Below are 16,592 nucleotides of genomic sequence, written 5' to 3' on the forward strand. Positions count from 1 at the left end.
GCGTCGATCCGGGCATCCGCACGATCCGATCCCGCCGGGATCCGGATCCCCTCGCCGTGACACGGACACGTCTCCCACCGGAGCGCGCCGTGGAGCGAAACCGCCTTTCCGGCACGACCAACGAAAGCGAATCACCGTGAACACCGCATTGCACGCTTCGCCTCCCACCGAGTCGACGCACCGCGCTCAGGACGAGCGCGAACTGTCCCTCCGTCTCCCCCGTGAGGAGGAGCTGCGCCGCCTGACGTTCGCCGAGCGGCTGGCGCTGCGCATCGCGCTGCGCCTCGTCCTGCGCGCGCACTCCGACGACCGGGCGGAGGCACGCGCCGCCCGGGCTGAGCTCGCTCGGCGCATCCTCGCCGAGCACGAGGCGCAGCTCATCCGCTACGGCACCACCCGGCCGATCCTGTGATCGCCGCATCCGGTGCCCTGGCGCCTGTTCCCCTCACCGCCGGCGCCGTCCTGCACCCGCTCGTGCTCCCCGCGCGAGCGGGTGCGGGACCGTCGCCCCTGCACGACTACGCCGACGCCCGCAACCGGGGCCTCACTGAGTCGACGGGCCGCGATGACGACCATCTGACGCCCGCGCAGCTGCTCCCGCTGCTGGCCACGGATGCCTACCAGCGGCGGCGGCAGTGGCGCATCCTCCGTGAGGACCGCACGGTCGGGGTGGCCGTGCTGAACATCTCCCTCGACGCCGGCGGAGAGTCCGCCATCGTCTTCATCAGCGTGCTCCGGGAGGTGCAGGGACGCGGCATCGGGACCGCGGTCGCGCACCATCTCGAAGCGCTCGCGCGGACCGACGGCGTCCGCACGCTCCGGGTGTGGGCGGAGCATCCCGCCTCCGACGATCCGACGATCGCCGCGCCGACCGGATTCGGCCGCGTGCCCCGCGATCACACCGCACGCTTCCTCGAAGCGCAGGGGTGGACCCTCGAACAGATCGACCGCGTCAGTGCCTACCCCGCCGGCTCGGATCGGCACCTGCGGTCGCTGAACGCGGACGCCACCGCCGCGGCCGCCGACTACGAGGTCGTGCAGTGGATGCTGCCGACCCCGGACCAGCACAGGGCGGGATACGCCTGGATGAAGTCCCGCATGTCGACCGACGCCCCGGACGCGGGCATGGAGACGCCCGAGGAGATCTGGGACGAGGAGCGCGTGCGCGCGAACGACGCCCGCTGGGCGGCGATGGGGAGCACGGTCCAGGTGACCGCGGCCCGCCATCGCGCGAGCGGCGAGCTCGCCGCCTTCAGCGAACTCGAGCATCGCGGCTCTCCCGACGCGCCGACCCACCAGCAGGACACGCTCGTCCTGGCCGCGCACCGAGGACACCGGCTGGGCCTGCTGGTGAAGACCACGGGCATGCTGTCCTGGCGAGAGAGGTACCCGCACTCCGGCGAGATCATCACCTACAACGCCGAGGAGAACAGGCCGATGCTCTCGATCAACGAGGAGCTCGGGTTCGCCGCGATCGCCTACGAGGGCGCCTGGAAGAAGACGCTGGCCTGACCGGGAACGCGAACCCCCTGATGGCCGTAGGGATCAGCGATCGCCGACGTCGATGCTCCGGTTCACGGCGCGCGTGGCCGAGAACTTGAGCACCGTGTAGTCGCCGATCTCGTCCGACCCGTCGTCCCCGCCTTCGCCGAAGCGCACGCGATGACCCTTGTGCTCCTGGGGGTAGAACTTGCCGAAGCCGGTCAGAGTGACCCTGTTGCCCTGTCCCACGAGGTCCAGGAGCTCTTCGATCATCGCGTCGTACGCCTGCTGCGCGACCGGCAGAGGAAGATTCCCCCGCCGTGCGAAGCGCTGCACGAACTCGCGTTTGCTGACCCTGCCTCGTTCGAGATCCGTCATGTTCATCGTCTTCACCGTCCCAAGGTGTGCCGTTCCGAGAACGGACTGATGCGTCCTGCCCGCCGTCACGGCCGTGCAGGACGTTCCCCAAAATGTCCCCCGCATCGGGATCGCCCGATGCCTTGACGAAGAGAATAGCGCTTCTTCCCTGATAAACCCGGGAAATCTTCGTTTCGCTCCACATTCCAGCGCACCACGCCGGATCGCGCACCCGCCCTCGCCGGCGGGAACACCCTCAGACGTCGAGCAGCAGCCGCACCGGCAGCTCCTGACCCTCCAGGATCGTCTGGGTCGCCCTTCCCGTGCGCCGATGCACGACGATGGGCGCGCGCAGGTTCACCCTGACGCCCTCCGCCGTCGGGTTGACCACCACGAAGACCCTCGCCTCCTCCGGCACCTCTGCGGAGACCGTCGCGAGTGCCGCCGACAGCGTCGCGGCCGGATAGGGGTGCCCGATCGCCGCCGGATCCACGACGAACAGCCGCACGTCCGCGTCGACGGCCCGCAGCGCATGCAGGCCGCTGGCGCCGGGGATCGCGTCGAGCTCGAAGTCCGTGAAGGGATGCAGCCCGGGCGGCGGGGAGACGAACGCGACCGTGACCACGTCCGTGGACACCGTGCTCATCGCAGGAACTCCAGGAGATTGCTCTGCAGGCTCTTCGCCGTGACCTGCAGGGCCGACTGGTACACCAGCTCGGCGGACTGCAGCTTCACGAGCACCTCGACACTGTCCACGTTCTCCACCGACGCCCTCCGCGCCTCGAGATCGGTCGACGACGCCAGGTTCTGCGAAGAGGCGCGCTCGAGCTGGGCCTGGCGGGCGCCGACGGCGCCCTGCGCCGAGACCATCGTCTTGAGTCGCGCGTCGATGTCGTCCAGCCGCGGACCGACCGCCGCGCCGCTGCGGAGCTGCGCGGCGATGTCGCCGAGAAGGGCGAACACGCTGCCCGCGCCCTCGCCGTAGACCTGCGCACCGTCCACGTCGACACGGACCGAGGTGTCGTCGTCGACCCGGCGCTGCACGCCGTCGCCCGGGACGCCTCGGAACGCGAACGTCGTCGGATCGAACGCCTCCCCCTCGTCGCTCGTACCGGCGAAGATGTTGCGGCCGGCCATGGTCGTGTTGGCCTGGGAGAGGAGCTCCTTCGAGATGCCGTCGAGCTCGGCCGCGATCGACGCCCTGGCGGCGTCGTTCAGCGCTCCCGAGTTCGCGCCCTGCACGATGAGGTCGCGGGCCCGGTTCAGCATCCCGACGCTCGACGCGAGCGCGCTGTCGGCGCTCGTGACCCAGGCGATCCCGTCGCCGATGTTGCGCGCGTACTGTGCGACCCGCGACTGCTCGCCGTGCACACCGAGCGTCGTGGCCGCGGCCGCGGGATCCTCGCTCGGAACCCGGAACGCGCGCTGCGAGGTGGCCTGGTTCTGCAGGCGATCCCGATCCTGGAGATGGGACTGCAGGGTGCGCAGCGTCTGCTGCGTCAGCGTGCTGCTGGAGATGCGGCCGATCATGGGGAGCTCCGGGACGGTCAGCGGCCGACGAGGCCGGTGCGGTTGATCAGGACGTCGAGCGCCTCGTCGACGGCCGTGAGTACGCGTGCCGCGGCCTGGTAGGCGGTCTGATAGGTCAACAGGTTCACGGTCTCCTCGTCGCCGTCGACCGAGGCGCCGGACTGCTGCGCGGTGACGGCTGCGACGGCACCGCTGTCGGCGATCTCCGCACGCTGGCGATCGCCCGCGACCGAGACGGCGAGGCCGGTCACGAAGGTGGACCACTGGGCGCTCGGACCCGTATCGGAGTGCGCGAGGGCGGCGATGCGATCCGCGATGGTCGTGTCCTTCGCCCCCGCACCGGGCGCGGCGACGGCGAGCTCCGCCAGCGTCTTCGGCACGACGTGGAGTCCGAGCGCCGCGGGTCCGGCGGCGTCCACGGCGAAGAAGTCCCCACCCGCGGCGCCCGTCGAGGTGACGCCGCTGCGATGCAGGGCGTTGACGGCCGTGGCGAGCGAGACGGCCGTGTCGTCGTAAGCCTTCGCGACCCGGGCGAGGGTTCCTCCGTCCTCCGCGGGCGCGAGCGTGCTGACGGTGCCGGCGAGCACGCCTCCCGCGGCCACGGCGACGCCCGGCCGATCCGCCCAGGCGACCGTGATGCGGCCGCCTTCCGCGACCCCGTGCGGGCCGTCGGCGACGAGTGCTCGGCTGCGGTCGCCCGAGACGAGGGCGTTGCCGTCGACACGGAGCGTGAGCGTTCCGTCGGCCTCGACGCGTCCGGTCGCGCCGACCGCGGTGGCGAGCTTCTCGGCGAGGGTGTTGCGCTGGTCGATGAGCTCGTTCGCGTTGCGTCCGGACTGCAGCGCCTCGCGGATCCGTCCGTTCAGGTCGGCGACCTGAGCGGCCTCCGCGTTCACGTCGGAGACCTGGCGGTCCAGCTGGCCGCGCAGATCGCTCCACTGGCCCGCGATGCTCCGATACCCCTCGGCGATCTGACTCGCGACGACGTTCGCATTCGTGAGCACCGCCTCGGCGGCGGCCGGCGTCGGGGTGTTCGCGAGATCGGACCACCCCGCCCAGAAGCGGTTGAGGTTCGCGGCGAGACCGTCGGAGGTCGGCTCGGCCATCACCGCCTCCGCGTTGTCGGCGGCTTTCGCCCGCACGGCCCAGAACCCGCTCGTGGCGAGCGCGTCGCGGACGCGGGCGTCGAGGACGTCGTCGCCGAGGCGCGCGATTCCGGTCACGGCGACCCCGCCGCCGAACCCGGGGGCGAGGGTCCACAGGCCGGTCTGCGCGGTGGCGCCCACGGGCGTCTGGTCCACGCGCTGACGGGTGTATCCGGTGGTGTTCTGGTTCGCGATGTTCTGCCCGGTGACGGTCATCGCCGCGCGGGCGGCCGCGAGCCCCGACTCGGCGACGCGCAGTCCGGAGAAGGTCGACACGCCGTCACGCCCTCGTGTCGAGAAGGTGCGAGCCGCCGTCGCGGACCACTCCTCCGTGGGTGTCGTACGCCCCGGTGGGATCGCCGAGGCTCGCGATCGTCTCCTGTGTGACGCGCAGGGCCGTGCGCAGGCGTTGCTCATTGACCTTCTTCATCTCGGAGATCTCCTCGGCGAGGACGGTCATCGCATCGAGGTGCCCGGAGAGCACCTCGCGCCAGGCTTCGGTGGGCGCGGCGGCGATGAGCTCGCGCAGCGTGGTCGCCTCGGGCGCATGCCAGGCCTCTGCGACGGTCGCGACCAGCGCGTCGCGACGCATCGCGGCGTCGGGCATCGCCTGGACGACGCGCTCGATCTCGTTCGCGGCGTGCTTGACCCACCGGGTCCGACCCGTCGCGAGGAGTGTCTGCTGCACGTCCAGCTTGAAGAGCAGGAGTTCGAGCAGGTCTCGTTCTCGCAGCAGCTGCATGCTCAGCTCATGGGCGGGCACGGTGCGTCACCTCGTCACGTCTCGGGCTATCGGGGGCTTCCGACGGGATCTCCCGTCACACCCCCGACTATCGCGACGCGCAGCGCCGCGGTAACCCGGAGCGGACCGGTGAAGACACCGTAGGCAGGGGCCGCGGGCCCGCGCAACTCAGTCGGCGGAGCCGAGCCGTCCGAACGCCTGGAGCAGCACGTCCTCCGCGGTGGCGTCCGCCGAGGCGCGGACGGCGCCCTTGTTCTCGGCGCCGACGGCGATCACGATCTCGGCGCGGTTGATCCGCCGGTCGCGCGGCGCGTCGATCCCGATCCGCACGCCGCCCGCCGTCACACCCAGGATCGTGACCGTGATGTCGTCGCCGATCAGGATGCTTTCGTTCGTCCGCCGCGTGAGCACCAGCATGTCGTCCGCCCTCCATGGCAGCGGTGTCGCGCCCTCTGCGCGACACCGACGCGGCGCGGCGTGCGCGCGGCGTCGTCCCGCGATCAGCATAGCGCCGGACGGTTGGTAAACGAGCGGATCCGGCTCAGCCCGTGACCGCACCGAGCGCGGGCTGCCCGGGGCGGATCACGCCGACGACGTCGGTGGCGAACCCCCCGACAGCCGCCTCGTCGTAAGACAGCACGGGCAGTCCTGGGACCTGCGACACCACGAGGCGTCGCACCGCGGACCGGAGGGACGGGGCGCACACGAGCACCGGCTCCGGCCCCACCGGATCCAGTTCCTCGATCGTCCGGCGGACGGCCTCCAGCACGTGCATCGTGCTCTCCGGCGTGAGCACGATCTGGGGCTCCGACTCGACGATCCGCATCCCTTCGAGCATCTGCTGCTCGAGCATCGGGTCGAACATCACCACGCGGAGCCGTCCGTCCTCGGCGAAGGGAGCCGCGATCGCCGGGCCGAGGGCGGCGCGTGCCGCCTCGACCAGTCCTGTGGTGTCGGTCGCGGTCCGCGCGCGCAGGGCCAGTGCCTCGTAGATGCGCCCCAGGTCGTTGATCGGCACCCGCTCCGCGAGCAGTCCCACGAGCACCCGGTGCACGCCCGCCAGCGGGAGCAGCGCCGGAGTCAGCTCCTCGACCGATGCCGGGCTCCCCTGCTTGAGGTGGTCGGTGAGCCGGCGCACGTCCTCGAGCGACAGCAGGCGATGAGCCTGGGCCTGCACCAGGTCGCTGAGATGGGTGATGATGACGCTCGCGCGGTCGATCACCGTCGCCCCGGCCATGTCGGCCGCATGCGACATCTCGGTGGGCACCCACTTGCCCTCCAGCCCGAAGACCGGATCCACGACCGCGCGCCCCGGCAGCGCGTCGAGCTCGGCGCCGATCGCGAGGACGTGACCCCGCGGCACCGTCCCCCGACCCGCTTCGACGCCGGCGATGAGGATCGCGTACGTCTCGGCGGGCAGTTCGACGCTGTCCCGCGTGCGTACGGGCGGCATCACGAACCCGATGTCCATCGCGATCTTGCGACGCAGGGACTTGACCCGGCCGAGCAGATCCCCCGCGCCACCCGAGGCCAGGTCGACGATGTCCGGGGACAGCGAGATCTCCAGGGCGTGCACCCTCATCCGCTCCATGAGCTCCTCCGGGCCGTCGCCCGACGCCTCCGCGGCCTCAAGCGCGCGAAGATCCGCCTGCTCCGCCTCGCTGCGTGTGCGGTTCGCCTTGACGCGGGAGGCCGTGAAGAGCAGCACGGCACCGATCGCGAGGAACGCCGGCAACGGCATGCCGGGGATGAAGCCCATCGCGATCGCCGCGAGGCCCGTGATGATGAGGGCGTTGCGGGACTGCATGAGCTGACGGCCCGCGGCCTGGCCGATCTCCGCCTCGGCGTTCTCCCTGGTGACGATCATGCCGGTCGACACCGCCATGAGCAGCGCAGGGATCTGGGTGACCAGGCCGTCGCCGATCGTCAGCAGGCTGTACGTCGACAGCGCGGTGCCGATCTCCATCCCGTGCTGCACCATCCCGATGACGATGCCGCCGACGAAGTTGATCACCACGATGACGATGCCGGCGATCGCGTCGCCCTTGACGAACTTGGACGCGCCGTCCATCGCGCCGTAGAAGTCGGCCTCGGCGGCGACGTCGGCCCGTCGGGCACGTGCCTCGACGTCGCTGATGAGGCCGGCGTTCAGATCGGCGTCGATCGCCATCTGCTTGCCGGGCATCGCGTCGAGCGTGAACCGCGCGCCGACCTCCGCGACGCGCTCCGCACCTTTGGTGACCACGACGAACTGGATCACGGTGAGGATCAGGAAGATCACCGCGCCGATCACGAGCGAGCCGCTCACCGTGATCTGACCGAACGCCTGAATCACCTGTCCCGCGTGCGCCTCGCTGAGCACGAGCCGGGTCGAGGCGACGTTGAGACCGAGCCGGAACAGCGTCGCGACGAGCAGGAGGCTCGGGAACACCGAGAAATCGAGCGGCTTGCGCACGAACATCGACGTCAGCAGGATCAGCAGCGCGAACGAGATGTTCACGACGATCAGGACGTCCAGCAGCGGGGTGGGGATCGGCACGATGAGGAGCAGGATGATCCCCACGACCCCGACCGGCACCGCCGCCTTGGACAGCACGTTCCCGATCATGCCCTTCTCCTCTCGTCGTCCCCGCGTCCGATCCGTCGCGTCACAGTCCCCGCCCCTTCGTCGCGCTCTCCGGCATCGTGTGGGTGCCGCGCGCCGACCCGCGCCGGTGCAGCTGGTCGACGAACGCGAGCACCTGGGCGACGGCGGTGTACAGCGTCTCGGGGATCTCCTGCCCGAGGTCGCACGCGGAGTGCAGCGCGCGGGCGAGCGGGACGTCGCGGACCAGCGGCACTCCGTGCTCCTCCGCCTTCTCGCGGATCTTCTGCGCCACGACGCCCGCCCCCTTCGCCACGACCCTCGGGGCCGAGGTGCCGCGGACGTAGCGCAGCGCCACCGCGACGTGCGTGGGATTCACCATCACCACGTCGCTCTCGCCGACGGCGGCGATCATGCGATTGCGGCTCATCGCGATCTGGCGGGAACGGCGCTGGGACCGCACGAGCGGATCGCCCTCGCTGGAACGGTGCTCGTCCTTCGCTTCCTTCTTGGTCATGTGCGTGTGCTTGCGGTTGCGGCGCATCACGACCCACACGTCGATCGCCGCCAGCACCAGCCCCACGACGACCGCGACCTGGAGCAGGGCGACGACCCCGCCGGTGGCCTGCCCGATCAGCCAGGTGACCCCGTGACCCCCGCTCGCGACGAGGACGGGGACCAGTCCGGAGACGACGATCCACAGCGCGACGCCGATCGCCGCGGTCTTGAGCAGGGCTTTCGCGCCCTCCCACAGGGCCTGCGCGCCGAACATCCGCTTGAACCCTGCCACCAGGTCGAACTGCTGTCCCCGGAACGCCATCCCGCGCAGGTGCACACCGCCCTGGGCCACGGCCGTGACGACCGTCGCGACGAGCACGGCGATCAGCAGGGGCAGCAGCACGCCGCCCGTCGCCGTCAACGCCGATCCCATCGCCTCGAGCGCGGCGGCCGGATCCGGATGCCGCGCGACCTGGATCACCTGCAGCACCTGGGCGGTGAGCACGGGGATCGCCGCGCCGATCGTGATCGGCATCATGACGGCCGCCGCGGCGATGCAGATCCACGCGGTGAAGTCCTGGCTCCGGCCGATCTGCCCCTTGCGGCGCGCCTCCTTGAGCCGCCTCTCCGTGGCCTTCTCGGTCTTCTCCCCCGCGTCGCTCACCGGACCACCCCCAGGAGCAGCTCGACGGCCGATCCCGTCAGCGCGGCCACCGCACCGGGCAGCGCGGCGTAGACGAAGGCCACGAGCAGGAGGGTCAGCCCGATCTTGATCGGGAAGCCCATCGCGAAGGCGTTCAACGCCGGCGCCACGCGGGTGACGAGGCCGAGGCCGGCATCGGCCAGGAACAGCACGATGAGAAGCGGACCGGCGATCTGCACCGCGCTGAGCATCATCTGCCCGATGGCGCCGACGAGCACCTCGGCGGGTCGGCGCAGATCGATGGCGCCGGTCACCCCGATCGCGTCGAAGGAACGGAACAGACCCCCGAGGACGAGCTGATAGCCGTCCGAAGCGAACAGCAGCACGATCGCGGTCATCTGGAACAGGCGCGTGAACTGCGCACCGTTGATCGCCATTCCCGGGTCGTACGCCTGGGCGAGCTGGAATCCGCCGAACGTGTCGACGAGGTGCCCCGCGCCCTGGATCGCGCTGAACACGACGAGGACGAGGAAGCCGAGCAGCGCCCCCGTCACGACCTGCCCCGCGAGGGAGAGCAGGAAGCCGCCCGTGTCCTGACGCACGTACCCGGCCGTCACCGCGGGGGCGACGGCGAGGGCCAGCCCCACCCCGAGCATGGCGCGGATCCGCATCGGGATCGACGCATGGCTGAAGGGCGGCGCGAGCACGAGGAACGCCGTGATGCGCACGCCGGCGAGCGACGTCGCCTCGAGCCACGCGAAATCGATCGGGATGTGCATCAGCCGCCGCTCAGCAGACCGGGGATGCGGGCGAACATCTCGTTCGTGAACGCGATCAGCTCGGCCATCATCCAGTGACCGCACACCAGGAGCGCGATGCCGACGGCGACGAGCTTCGGCACGAAGGAGATCGTCATCTCCTGCACCTGGGTGATCGACTGCAGCAGGGAGATCGCGAAGCCCACCACGAGGGCCGTCAGCAGCAGCGGGGCGCAGAGTTTGGCCCCGAGCAGCAGGGCCGCCTGCCCGATGTCCATGACGGAGTCCGGGTTCATCCGCTGCCCCCGTACGACTGCACGAGCGCGGTGACGACCATGCCCCACCCGTCGACGAGCAGGAACAGCAGGATCTTGAAGGGCAGCGAGATCATCACGGGCGGCAGCATCATCATGCCCATCGACATGAGCGAACTGGCCACGACCAGGTCGATCACGAGGAACGGCACGAACACGACCAGACCGATGAGGAACGCGGCGCGCAGCTCGCTCAGCATGAACGCCGGGATCAGCGTGTAGAGCGGCAGGTGTGAGGTGTCGGTGGGGTTCGGCATGTGCGCCGCCCGATGCATGAGAGCGATGTCCTCCTGCCGGGTATAGGCGAGCATCCAGTGCCGCAGCGGCTCCTGTGCGAGCTCGAACGCGCGGGCGAAGTCGATGTGCCCGGCGGAGAACGGAGCGACGGCGACCGTGTTGATGTCGGTGAGCACCGGCCACATGATGAACAGCGTCAGGAAGAGGCTCAGCCCCGCGAGCACCTGATTAGGGGGGATCGAGGGCAGCGATAGGGCGTTGCGGGTGAGGGCGAGCACCACGAAGATCTTCGTGAAGCTCGACATCATGAGCAGTAGGGCGGGCGCCACCGAGAGCACCGTGATCCCGAGCAGCGTCATGATGCTGTCGGAGGGTTTGCCGTCGACCCCGGTGATGGAGATGCCGGGACCAGGGGCGGGACTGGGCGAGGGCGTCGCCGCGTGCGCCCCGGACGCGGCCAGCAGCACGAGCAGGACCGTCAGCCCGAGCGCCGCCGCCAGCAGCGCGACGAGCCTGGTGCCCGGGCGCGCGCTCGCGCGGAGCGGCGGGGCGGCAGGGGCGAGGGGCGGCACGGCGGTACTCCGGACATCGATGAGTGGCCGATCCGTAGCCGGGGGTGAGCGATCCGTGCTCGCGGCCGACTATCGCGACAGCGGCGGCGTGCGGTAACCGTCCCGCTGGCGCACCTGGCGGCGGCTCGTCGCCCTGTCCGGGAAGATCGGAACCGCGTGCCCGTCGAACGGCGAGGGGTCGCCGACCGGGACCGTCTCGACCCGCGACGCGCGCCGCACGGGCCCGGGCTCGGGCTCGCTCTCCTCCCCCGGCGCCTCCTGCGTGTCCACCACGCTCACGCCGTGCTCGGAGACGCCCAGCACGTAACGGATCCCGCCGAACTCCGCGACCACGAGCTGCGTCCTGCCGCCGAGGCTGGAGCGCGCCACGACCGTGATCCGCTCCGGGTCCCGACGCGCTCCCGACGGCGGCCGCGGCGCGAACAGCGCGCCGATCCTCTTCGAAAGCGCTCCGCCGGATCTGGCACCGGGCGTCTGGCCCTTCTGCACCCGACGACTGATCCACCACAGCAGCCCGAGGACGGCGCCCAGGGCGACGGCGGCGCGCAGCGCGATGAGGAGCTCGTCCATCCTCAGCCGGCTTCCGCGGTGTCCAGGATGCGCTCGACGCGCAGGGCGAAGTCGCCGTCGGCGACGACGACCGTGCCGTGGCCGATGAGGCGACCGTTGAGACGGATGTCCGCGGGCGACCCGGCCGCCCTGTCGAGCTCGACGACCCTGCCCGGTTCGAGGGTCAGCACGTCCCGCACCGGCATCCGGGTGCGCCCGATCTCGACGACCAGCTCCATCTCGACCCCGGCGATCCTGCTGAGGCGGCCCGACGTCCCCGCCGATCCGGTCCCCGCGCCGGCGTCGATGCGCACCGAGACGCGCGCGAGCACCGTGCCGTCGGCACCGACCACGTCGAACACCTGGGTGCCGGGCGTCGTGAAGACCTCCGTGGCGGGGACGGTCTCCGCGGCGCCGAGCGCGCCGGCGCCCAGCACGGCCACCGCGGCCTCGAAAGCGGGATGCAGGCGGTCGGCCAGGGCGGCGCCGGCCGATCCGTCCTGGAGCGCGTCCGGATCCGCGACCTGGATCGCGATCCGCGCGCCGGGCGTGCCCGTGAAGGCGATCGCGACCGCGTCGCCGCGGGCGCCGGGGTCCGTGGACGGAGCGGGGATCACGGGGAACCCGAACGGGAGCCGTCCGGCGATCGCGGCGGCGACGGCGGTCTCGTGGAAGGTGCTCATCGGGTGCTCTCCTCGTCAAGGGTGGTGATCGTGCAGGCCAGCCGCGAGCCTCTGCTGCCCGCCGTCGCACGGGCGATCGGCGTGCGGTCGGCGACGAGCTCGAACGGCCGCGTCTCGGGGTGCGGGAGCCGGATCAGGTCGCCGGGGGCGAGATCGAGGACCTGCCCTGCGGCGATCCGGATCGGCGCGAGCCGCAGGCTCAGATCGAGCGGCGTGCTGCGGACCTGGGCGAGCGTGTGCGCCGCGTCGTGCGCCGTCGCGTGATCGCCGTCCGTCTCGGCGAGCCGGTCGACCACCGCAGAGGCCGGCAGCATCACCGTGGCCCTAGACTCGCTCTCGCCGAGCCGCATCGCGTACCGTGCGACGATCACCGCCGCGCTGCCCGCGATGAGCTGCATGTACTGCGGGTTGTACTGGACGCCGTGGAACGCCGGCTGACCGGGGAGAAGGCTGCCGAGGCCCGCGGCCAGGTGCTCGAACGTCTCCCCCATGAGGTGGCGGACCAGGGCGAGCTCGATCGGGGTGAAGGTGCGCGGGTCCAGAGGGGCGGTGAGCTTTCCGCCCATCATCTGCACGACCCACTGCAGGGCGCTCTCGAGCGGGAACTGCACGACGCAGGGCTCCTCGCGGTCGGCGAAGGAGGCCGTGACCATCGCGGTCGTCGACGGCAGGGTGCGGGCGTACTCGTCGTACGAGACCAGCTCGACGCCCTCGAGGGTCAGATGCGCCCGCAGCCGGACCTTGGCGGTGAGCTGGGACGACCACAGCCGCGCGAACGACTCGAAGGCGGCTTCCAGCCGGCGGGTGTGCTCGCGCCCGAGCTGCGCCGGACGGCTGAAGTCGTACGGGGCGGGACGGCCTGGGTGGTCGTCGTGCACAAGCGCGGTGCTCAGGGCGCTCTCCTCGGCTCGGGCGGTCATGGTGGGAGTCAGCCCTTCTTCGCGGCGGCCGCGGCCAGGGCGGGGAGCAGCGCCCGGACGGGATCCTGCTCGGTCGACTCCACGACGATGTCGACGCGGCGGTTCTTCGCGAGCGCCTCCGCACTGTCGCCGTCCGCGAGGGGACGGGTGTCGCCGAACCCGGTCGCGCTCACCCGGGTCCCCACGATCCCCTTGGACTCGACGAGGAAGCGCGCGACCTGGGTGGCGCGGCCCCCGGACAGCTCCCAGTTCGTCGGGAACGGCGCGGCGGCCAGGCGGTGGTCGGCGTGACCTTCGATGCTGAGCTGGTTGCCGATGCCCGAGAGCACGCCGCCGATCGTGTTCAGCACCGCGTCGGCCTTCGGCGAGAGGTCGGTGCTGTTGTCGGCGAAGAACGTCTCCGCGCCGATCAGCCCCACCTTGAGTCCTCGGTCGTCGATCGTGAAGTCAACGCTGCTGTCCAGGCCCTGCGCGGCGAGAGCGGAGCGCATCTTGTCGCGCAGTTGCTCGAGGGAGGCGAATTCTTTGGCGGCTCTGGTCGCGAGATCCGGCACGCCGTCCGCGACGAGGAGCTTCGGGGGGATCACGAGCCCCTTCGTGATGTCGGCGCCGTGCTTCGTCGCCTCCTGTCCGAATCCGGTGCTCAGGCTGTTCGCGAGCTGGTCGAACTTGCCCTTGTCGACGTTGGAGATCGCGAACAGCACGATGAACAGGCACATCAGCACGGTCACCATGTCGGCGTAGGAGACGGCCCAGCGCTCGTCCGGCTCGTCGTGGCCGCCCGCGTCGTGCCCACGACCGCCCGCACGCCGGATGACGCTCATGACGTCTCTCCCACGGCCTTCTTGGCCGATGCCTTCGGCTTCACGCTCACGAGCGCCTCGAGCCGCTCCTGCACCAGCCGCGGCGCACTCCCGGCCTGGATGGCGAGCAGTCCCTCCGTGACGAGCGTCATCCGTTCCTCCTCGACGGCGGCGATCCGGTTGAGCCGGCCCGCGATCGGGTTCCAGAGGAAGTTCGCCGAGAGCAGGCCCCAGAGCGTCGCGACGAAGGCCGAGGCGATCATCGGTCCGAGCGTGTCCGGCTTGTCCAGCTTCTCCAGGACGTGGGTGAGCGAGACGACGGTGCCGACGATGCCGATGGTCGGGGCGTAGCCGCCCAGCGAGGAGAAGAACTTCGACGCGACGCGGTTGCGCGTCGCGGTCGCCGACATCTCGTCCTCCATGACCTGGCGCAGATCCTCGCCGTCGGTGCCGTCGGCGAGGGCCTGCAGCGCCTGACGGGTGAACAGGTCGGGAGCGGTGTCGAGCTCCTGCTCCAGGGAGAGGAGCCCCTCGTTGCGGGCCTTCTCCGCATAGCGGACGAGGAGGGGGATCACGGAGGCGGGCGTGGTCTTCGGCCCCCGGATCATCCGCCCGAGGCTCTTCACCGAGAGGATCGTGTCGCGCAGGGTGTGGCTGGCGATGCCCACGCCGATCGTCGAGCCGAGGACGAGCACCATGGGCGGCGGGAGGATGAGCGCCGAGACGTTCGCGCCCTCCATCGAGATCATCGCGAAGAGGGCGCCGAACGCGAGGACGACGCCGATGAGGAATGCGGGATCCACGCTCAGGCCTCCGTGAGCGTGGACGCTGCGGCCAGGACACGCGCGCGGTACGCGACGATGAGCTCGACGAGTTCGTCGAGCCCCTCCCGGATCACATGGACCCGCCCGTCGACCATGTGCACGGTCGTGTCCGGGGAGACCAGCACGCGCGTGATCAGATCCGGGTTGACCGCGAACCGCGTGCGGTCGAGACGGGTGACGATGATCATCGAGCGGGGCTCCGGGTTCGGATCAGGGCGGGTGCGGCGGGACGGGCGCGCGGTGCGGGCGCGGAGGGGAATGGGTCAGCTCCGACTATCGTGACGCGGCCCGCCCCGGGTAACCGGGTCGGGCCGCGTTACGGGCGTCACCGCTTGAGCTGCGTGAGCTCCTGGAGGACCTCGTCGCTCGTCGTGATCACGCGCGCGTTCGCCTGGAAGCCGCGCTGCGCGACGATGAGGTTGGTGAACTCCTGGGAGAGGTCCACGTTGCTCATCTCGAGCGTCCCGGAACCGAGGGTGCCGAACCCGGCCTTGCCCGCCTCCCCGATCTGCGCGGCCCCGGAGTTGACGGTGGTCCGGTAGGAGGTGCCGCCCGCCTTCTCGAGTCCTTCGGGGTTCGCGAACGTGGCGAGGGCGATCTTCGCGAGCGTCTGCGTACGACCGTTGCTGAAGGTGCCGACGACGGATCCGTCGCTCGTGATGCTGTAGCTCTTCAGCGTGCCGGCGGCGGCGCCGTCCTGCCCGGTGAACGCGGCGGTGGAGAGGTCGGCGTAACCGGTGACCGCGGTCAGGTCGACGGTCACCGCACCCGCGGTGAGGGTCAGACCCGCGCCGGTCTGCTTCCCGTCGGTGAAGGACAGGGTGCCCGTCGCACCGCTCGTGGGCTCGGACACCGTCCACCCGGTCGCCGTGCGCGTGAAGGTCAGGCTCAGGGTCGAGCCGGTGCCCTGCGCGTCGTAGACGGTGACGTCCCGCACGATCGCGTCCCCCGGCTTGGCGGTCGAGGGCAGGTTGCCGGTGACGGTCGCCGAGGTCGTGGCCTTGGCCGGGGAGATCGCCTCCTGCGGAAGGACGATGTTGCCCGGGGTCTGACCGGTGTTCACGACGCCGTTCTGCGCCGCCCAGCCCTGCACGATGGCGCCGTCGGCCGTCACCATCTTGCCCGTTCCGTCGAAGGAGAACGCTCCGGCCCTCGTGTAGAGCACGTCGCCGCCGGAGCGCACGGCGAAGAAGCCTTCTCCCCCGATCATGAGGTCGCCGCCGCGGCCGGTGTTCTGTGCGGAGCCCTGTGCGAAGTTGGTGCGCACGCCTGCGACCTGGACGCCGAGGCCGACCTGGGCGGGGTTGCGTCCGCCGACCTGATCGCCCGGGATGCCGGGGTTGCCCACGAGCTGCGAGAGCGAGTCCTCGAAGACGACCGAGGAGGCCTTGAAGCCGACGGTGTTCACGTTGGCGATGTTGTTGCCGGTCACGTCGAGCATGGTCTGGTGCGAGCGCAGACCGGAGATGCCGGAGTAGAGCGAGCGGAGCATGGTGTCTCTCTTCCTGTGGGGAGGGTCAGCCGGCCTGGCCGGTCGGTGCGGGGGTCGTGCGGGTGGTGATGCCGGTGATCGCGTCGAGGGCGACCGTCGCGGAGCCGATCGTGACCGTGGGGACGGCGCCGGCGAAGGAGACCTTGGAGACGACGCCGCTCGCGGCCTTGCCGGCGGCGTCGGTGTAGCCGACCTCCTGTCCGATGAGCGCGGTGGCGGCCTGGCGCATGCTGAGCGCGAACGCCTCGGTGCCGGTCTTGCTCATCGCGGTCAGCTGTTCCATGCTCGCGAGCTGGGTGGTCTGCGAGATCATCGCGTTCGTGTCCATCGGGCTCGACGGATCCTGGTTCGTCAGCTGGGTGACGAGCAGGCGCAGGAAGACCTCGCCGTCGAGGGTCTGCTTGCGGGGCGCGGGAGTGGGCGCAGCCTGCGCGGCGGATCCCGCGGTGGGGATGGTGA

The 16,592-nt window shown here is 70.9% G+C and carries 21 protein-coding genes; 2 read left to right on the forward strand and 19 right to left on the reverse strand.

Annotated elements, in window-relative coordinates; genetic code table 11:
* Nucleotides 1-136 precede the first annotated feature (136 nt).
* Both Q0P88_RS03885 and Q0P88_RS03890 read left to right on the forward strand, forming a co-directional pair.
* Complete coding sequence (locus Q0P88_RS03885) at nt 137-412, forward strand: hypothetical protein (protein ID WP_295011280.1); 276 nt, start codon at nt 137-139, stop codon at nt 410-412.
* On the forward strand, nt 409-1,512 hold the full coding sequence (locus tag Q0P88_RS03890; protein ID WP_295011282.1) for a GNAT family N-acetyltransferase: 1,104 nt from the start codon (nt 409-411) through the stop codon (nt 1,510-1,512). The genes Q0P88_RS03885 and Q0P88_RS03890 overlap by 4 nt, the downstream gene beginning before the upstream one ends.
* A gap of 33 nt (nt 1,513-1,545) precedes the next feature.
* On the opposite strand, the gene Q0P88_RS03895 is transcribed toward Q0P88_RS03890, so the two are convergent.
* The 19 genes from Q0P88_RS03895 to Q0P88_RS03985 all read right to left on the reverse strand — a co-directional run bounded on the left by Q0P88_RS03895 (nt 1,546) and on the right by Q0P88_RS03985 (nt 16,587).
* Nucleotides 1,546-1,860, reverse strand: a complete 315-nt coding sequence (locus Q0P88_RS03895) for an HU family DNA-binding protein (protein ID WP_295011284.1) — start codon at nt 1,858-1,860, stop codon at nt 1,546-1,548.
* A gap of 235 nt (nt 1,861-2,095) precedes the next feature.
* Nucleotides 2,096-2,485: a flagellar assembly protein FliW gene (gene fliW / locus Q0P88_RS03900; RefSeq protein ID WP_295011286.1), complete on the reverse strand. Its 390-nt coding sequence runs from the start codon at nt 2,483-2,485 to the stop codon at nt 2,096-2,098.
* Nucleotides 2,482-3,369: a flagellar hook-associated protein FlgL gene (flgL, locus tag Q0P88_RS03905; RefSeq protein WP_295011288.1), complete on the reverse strand. Its 888-nt coding sequence runs from the start codon at nt 3,367-3,369 to the stop codon at nt 2,482-2,484. The genes fliW and flgL overlap by 4 nt, the downstream gene beginning before the upstream one ends.
* 17 nt (nt 3,370-3,386) lie before the next feature.
* Entirely contained in the window at nt 3,387-4,790 is a 1,404-nt protein-coding gene (flgK, locus tag Q0P88_RS03910; RefSeq protein WP_295011290.1) for a flagellar hook-associated protein FlgK, read from the reverse strand.
* Nucleotides 4,791-4,794: 4 nt separating this feature from the next.
* Entirely contained in the window at nt 4,795-5,277 is a 483-nt protein-coding gene (flgN, locus tag Q0P88_RS03915; protein ID WP_295011292.1) for a flagellar export chaperone FlgN, read from the reverse strand.
* A 147-nt stretch (nt 5,278-5,424) separates the two neighbouring features.
* Nucleotides 5,425-5,673 carry a carbon storage regulator CsrA gene (gene csrA, locus Q0P88_RS03920; RefSeq protein WP_295011294.1) on the reverse strand — a complete coding sequence of 83 codons (249 nt, stop codon included), beginning with the start codon at nt 5,671-5,673 and terminating at the stop codon, nt 5,425-5,427.
* Between the two features lie 124 nt (nt 5,674-5,797).
* A complete protein-coding gene (locus Q0P88_RS03925; protein ID WP_295011296.1) occupies nt 5,798-7,864 on the reverse strand; it encodes a flagellar biosynthesis protein FlhA in 2,067 nt (688 codons plus the stop codon).
* 40 nt (nt 7,865-7,904) lie between these two features.
* Nucleotides 7,905-9,002 carry a flagellar biosynthesis protein FlhB gene (locus tag Q0P88_RS03930; protein ID WP_295011298.1) on the reverse strand — a complete coding sequence of 366 codons (1,098 nt, stop codon included), beginning with the start codon at nt 9,000-9,002 and terminating at the stop codon, nt 7,905-7,907.
* Nucleotides 8,999-9,760, reverse strand: a complete 762-nt coding sequence (locus tag Q0P88_RS03935; RefSeq protein ID WP_295011300.1) for a flagellar biosynthetic protein FliR — start codon at nt 9,758-9,760, stop codon at nt 8,999-9,001. Before Q0P88_RS03935 ends, Q0P88_RS03930 begins: the two co-directional genes overlap by 4 nt.
* Nucleotides 9,760-10,035: a flagellar biosynthesis protein FliQ gene (fliQ, locus tag Q0P88_RS03940; protein ID WP_295011302.1), complete on the reverse strand. Its 276-nt coding sequence runs from the start codon at nt 10,033-10,035 to the stop codon at nt 9,760-9,762. Before fliQ ends, Q0P88_RS03935 begins: the two co-directional genes overlap by 1 nt.
* Entirely contained in the window at nt 10,032-10,790 is a 759-nt protein-coding gene (gene fliP, locus Q0P88_RS03945; RefSeq protein ID WP_295011442.1) for a flagellar type III secretion system pore protein FliP, read from the reverse strand. Before fliP ends, fliQ begins: the two co-directional genes overlap by 4 nt.
* Nucleotides 10,791-10,931: 141 nt before the next feature.
* On the reverse strand, nt 10,932-11,432 hold the full coding sequence (locus tag Q0P88_RS03950; protein ID WP_295011304.1) for a flagellar biosynthetic protein FliO: 501 nt from the start codon (nt 11,430-11,432) through the stop codon (nt 10,932-10,934).
* A 2-nt stretch (nt 11,433-11,434) separates the two neighbouring features.
* The gene (locus Q0P88_RS03955) at nt 11,435-12,094 is read right to left on the reverse strand and encodes a FliM/FliN family flagellar motor switch protein (RefSeq protein ID WP_295011306.1); all 660 of its coding nucleotides are present in this window, start codon (nt 12,092-12,094) and stop codon (nt 11,435-11,437) included.
* Nucleotides 12,091-13,014: a flagellar motor switch protein FliM gene (locus Q0P88_RS03960; protein ID WP_295011307.1), complete on the reverse strand. Its 924-nt coding sequence runs from the start codon at nt 13,012-13,014 to the stop codon at nt 12,091-12,093. Before Q0P88_RS03960 ends, Q0P88_RS03955 begins: the two co-directional genes overlap by 4 nt.
* An 8-nt stretch (nt 13,015-13,022) precedes the next feature.
* Nucleotides 13,023-13,838 carry a flagellar motor protein MotB gene (locus Q0P88_RS03965; protein WP_295011309.1) on the reverse strand — a complete coding sequence of 272 codons (816 nt, stop codon included), beginning with the start codon at nt 13,836-13,838 and terminating at the stop codon, nt 13,023-13,025.
* Nucleotides 13,835-14,620, reverse strand: coding sequence for a motility protein A (locus Q0P88_RS03970; RefSeq protein WP_295011312.1), 786 nt, complete (start codon nt 14,618-14,620; stop codon nt 13,835-13,837). Before Q0P88_RS03970 ends, Q0P88_RS03965 begins: the two co-directional genes overlap by 4 nt.
* A 2-nt stretch (nt 14,621-14,622) precedes the next feature.
* On the reverse strand, nt 14,623-14,829 hold the full coding sequence (locus Q0P88_RS03975; protein ID WP_295011314.1) for a flagellar FlbD family protein: 207 nt from the start codon (nt 14,827-14,829) through the stop codon (nt 14,623-14,625).
* A 137-nt stretch (nt 14,830-14,966) separates the two neighbouring features.
* Nucleotides 14,967-16,133 (reverse strand): flagellar hook protein FlgE, encoded by a 1,167-nt coding sequence (locus Q0P88_RS03980; RefSeq protein WP_295011316.1) that lies wholly within the window; start codon nt 16,131-16,133, stop codon nt 14,967-14,969.
* Between the two features lie 25 nt (nt 16,134-16,158).
* Nucleotides 16,159-16,587, reverse strand: a complete 429-nt coding sequence (locus Q0P88_RS03985) for a flagellar hook capping FlgD N-terminal domain-containing protein (RefSeq protein WP_295011444.1) — start codon at nt 16,585-16,587, stop codon at nt 16,159-16,161.
* Nucleotides 16,588-16,592: the final 5 nt, after the last annotated feature.

It is taken from the genome of uncultured Microbacterium sp., assembly GCF_945952435.1.
Taxonomy (GTDB): Bacteria; Actinomycetota; Actinomycetes; order Actinomycetales; family Microbacteriaceae; genus Microbacterium.

Coding starts and splice junctions, on each gene's coding strand:
- Q0P88_RS03895 (WP_295011284.1), bottom strand. CDS start 1,860: ATGACGGATCTCGAACGAGGCAGGGTCAGCAAACGCGAGTTCGTGCAG.
- fliW (WP_295011286.1), bottom strand. CDS start 2,485: ATGAGCACGGTGTCCACGGACGTGGTCACGGTCGCGTTCGTCTCCCCG.
- flgL (WP_295011288.1), bottom strand. CDS start 3,369: ATGATCGGCCGCATCTCCAGCAGCACGCTGACGCAGCAGACGCTGCGC.
- csrA (WP_295011294.1), bottom strand. CDS start 5,673: ATGCTGGTGCTCACGCGGCGGACGAACGAAAGCATCCTGATCGGCGAC.
- Q0P88_RS03925 (WP_295011296.1), bottom strand. CDS start 7,864: ATGATCGGGAACGTGCTGTCCAAGGCGGCGGTGCCGGTCGGGGTCGTG.
- Q0P88_RS03935 (WP_295011300.1), bottom strand. CDS start 9,760: ATGCACATCCCGATCGATTTCGCGTGGCTCGAGGCGACGTCGCTCGCC.
- fliQ (WP_295011302.1), bottom strand. CDS start 10,035: ATGAACCCGGACTCCGTCATGGACATCGGGCAGGCGGCCCTGCTGCTC.
- Q0P88_RS03950 (WP_295011304.1), bottom strand. CDS start 11,432: ATGGACGAGCTCCTCATCGCGCTGCGCGCCGCCGTCGCCCTGGGCGCC.
- Q0P88_RS03955 (WP_295011306.1), bottom strand. CDS start 12,094: ATGAGCACCTTCCACGAGACCGCCGTCGCCGCCGCGATCGCCGGACGG.
- Q0P88_RS03960 (WP_295011307.1), bottom strand. CDS start 13,014: ATGACCGCCCGAGCCGAGGAGAGCGCCCTGAGCACCGCGCTTGTGCAC.
- Q0P88_RS03965 (WP_295011309.1), bottom strand. CDS start 13,838: ATGAGCGTCATCCGGCGTGCGGGCGGTCGTGGGCACGACGCGGGCGGC.
- Q0P88_RS03975 (WP_295011314.1), bottom strand. CDS start 14,829: ATGATCATCGTCACCCGTCTCGACCGCACGCGGTTCGCGGTCAACCCG.
- Q0P88_RS03980 (WP_295011316.1), bottom strand. CDS start 16,133: ATGCTCCGCTCGCTCTACTCCGGCATCTCCGGTCTGCGCTCGCACCAG.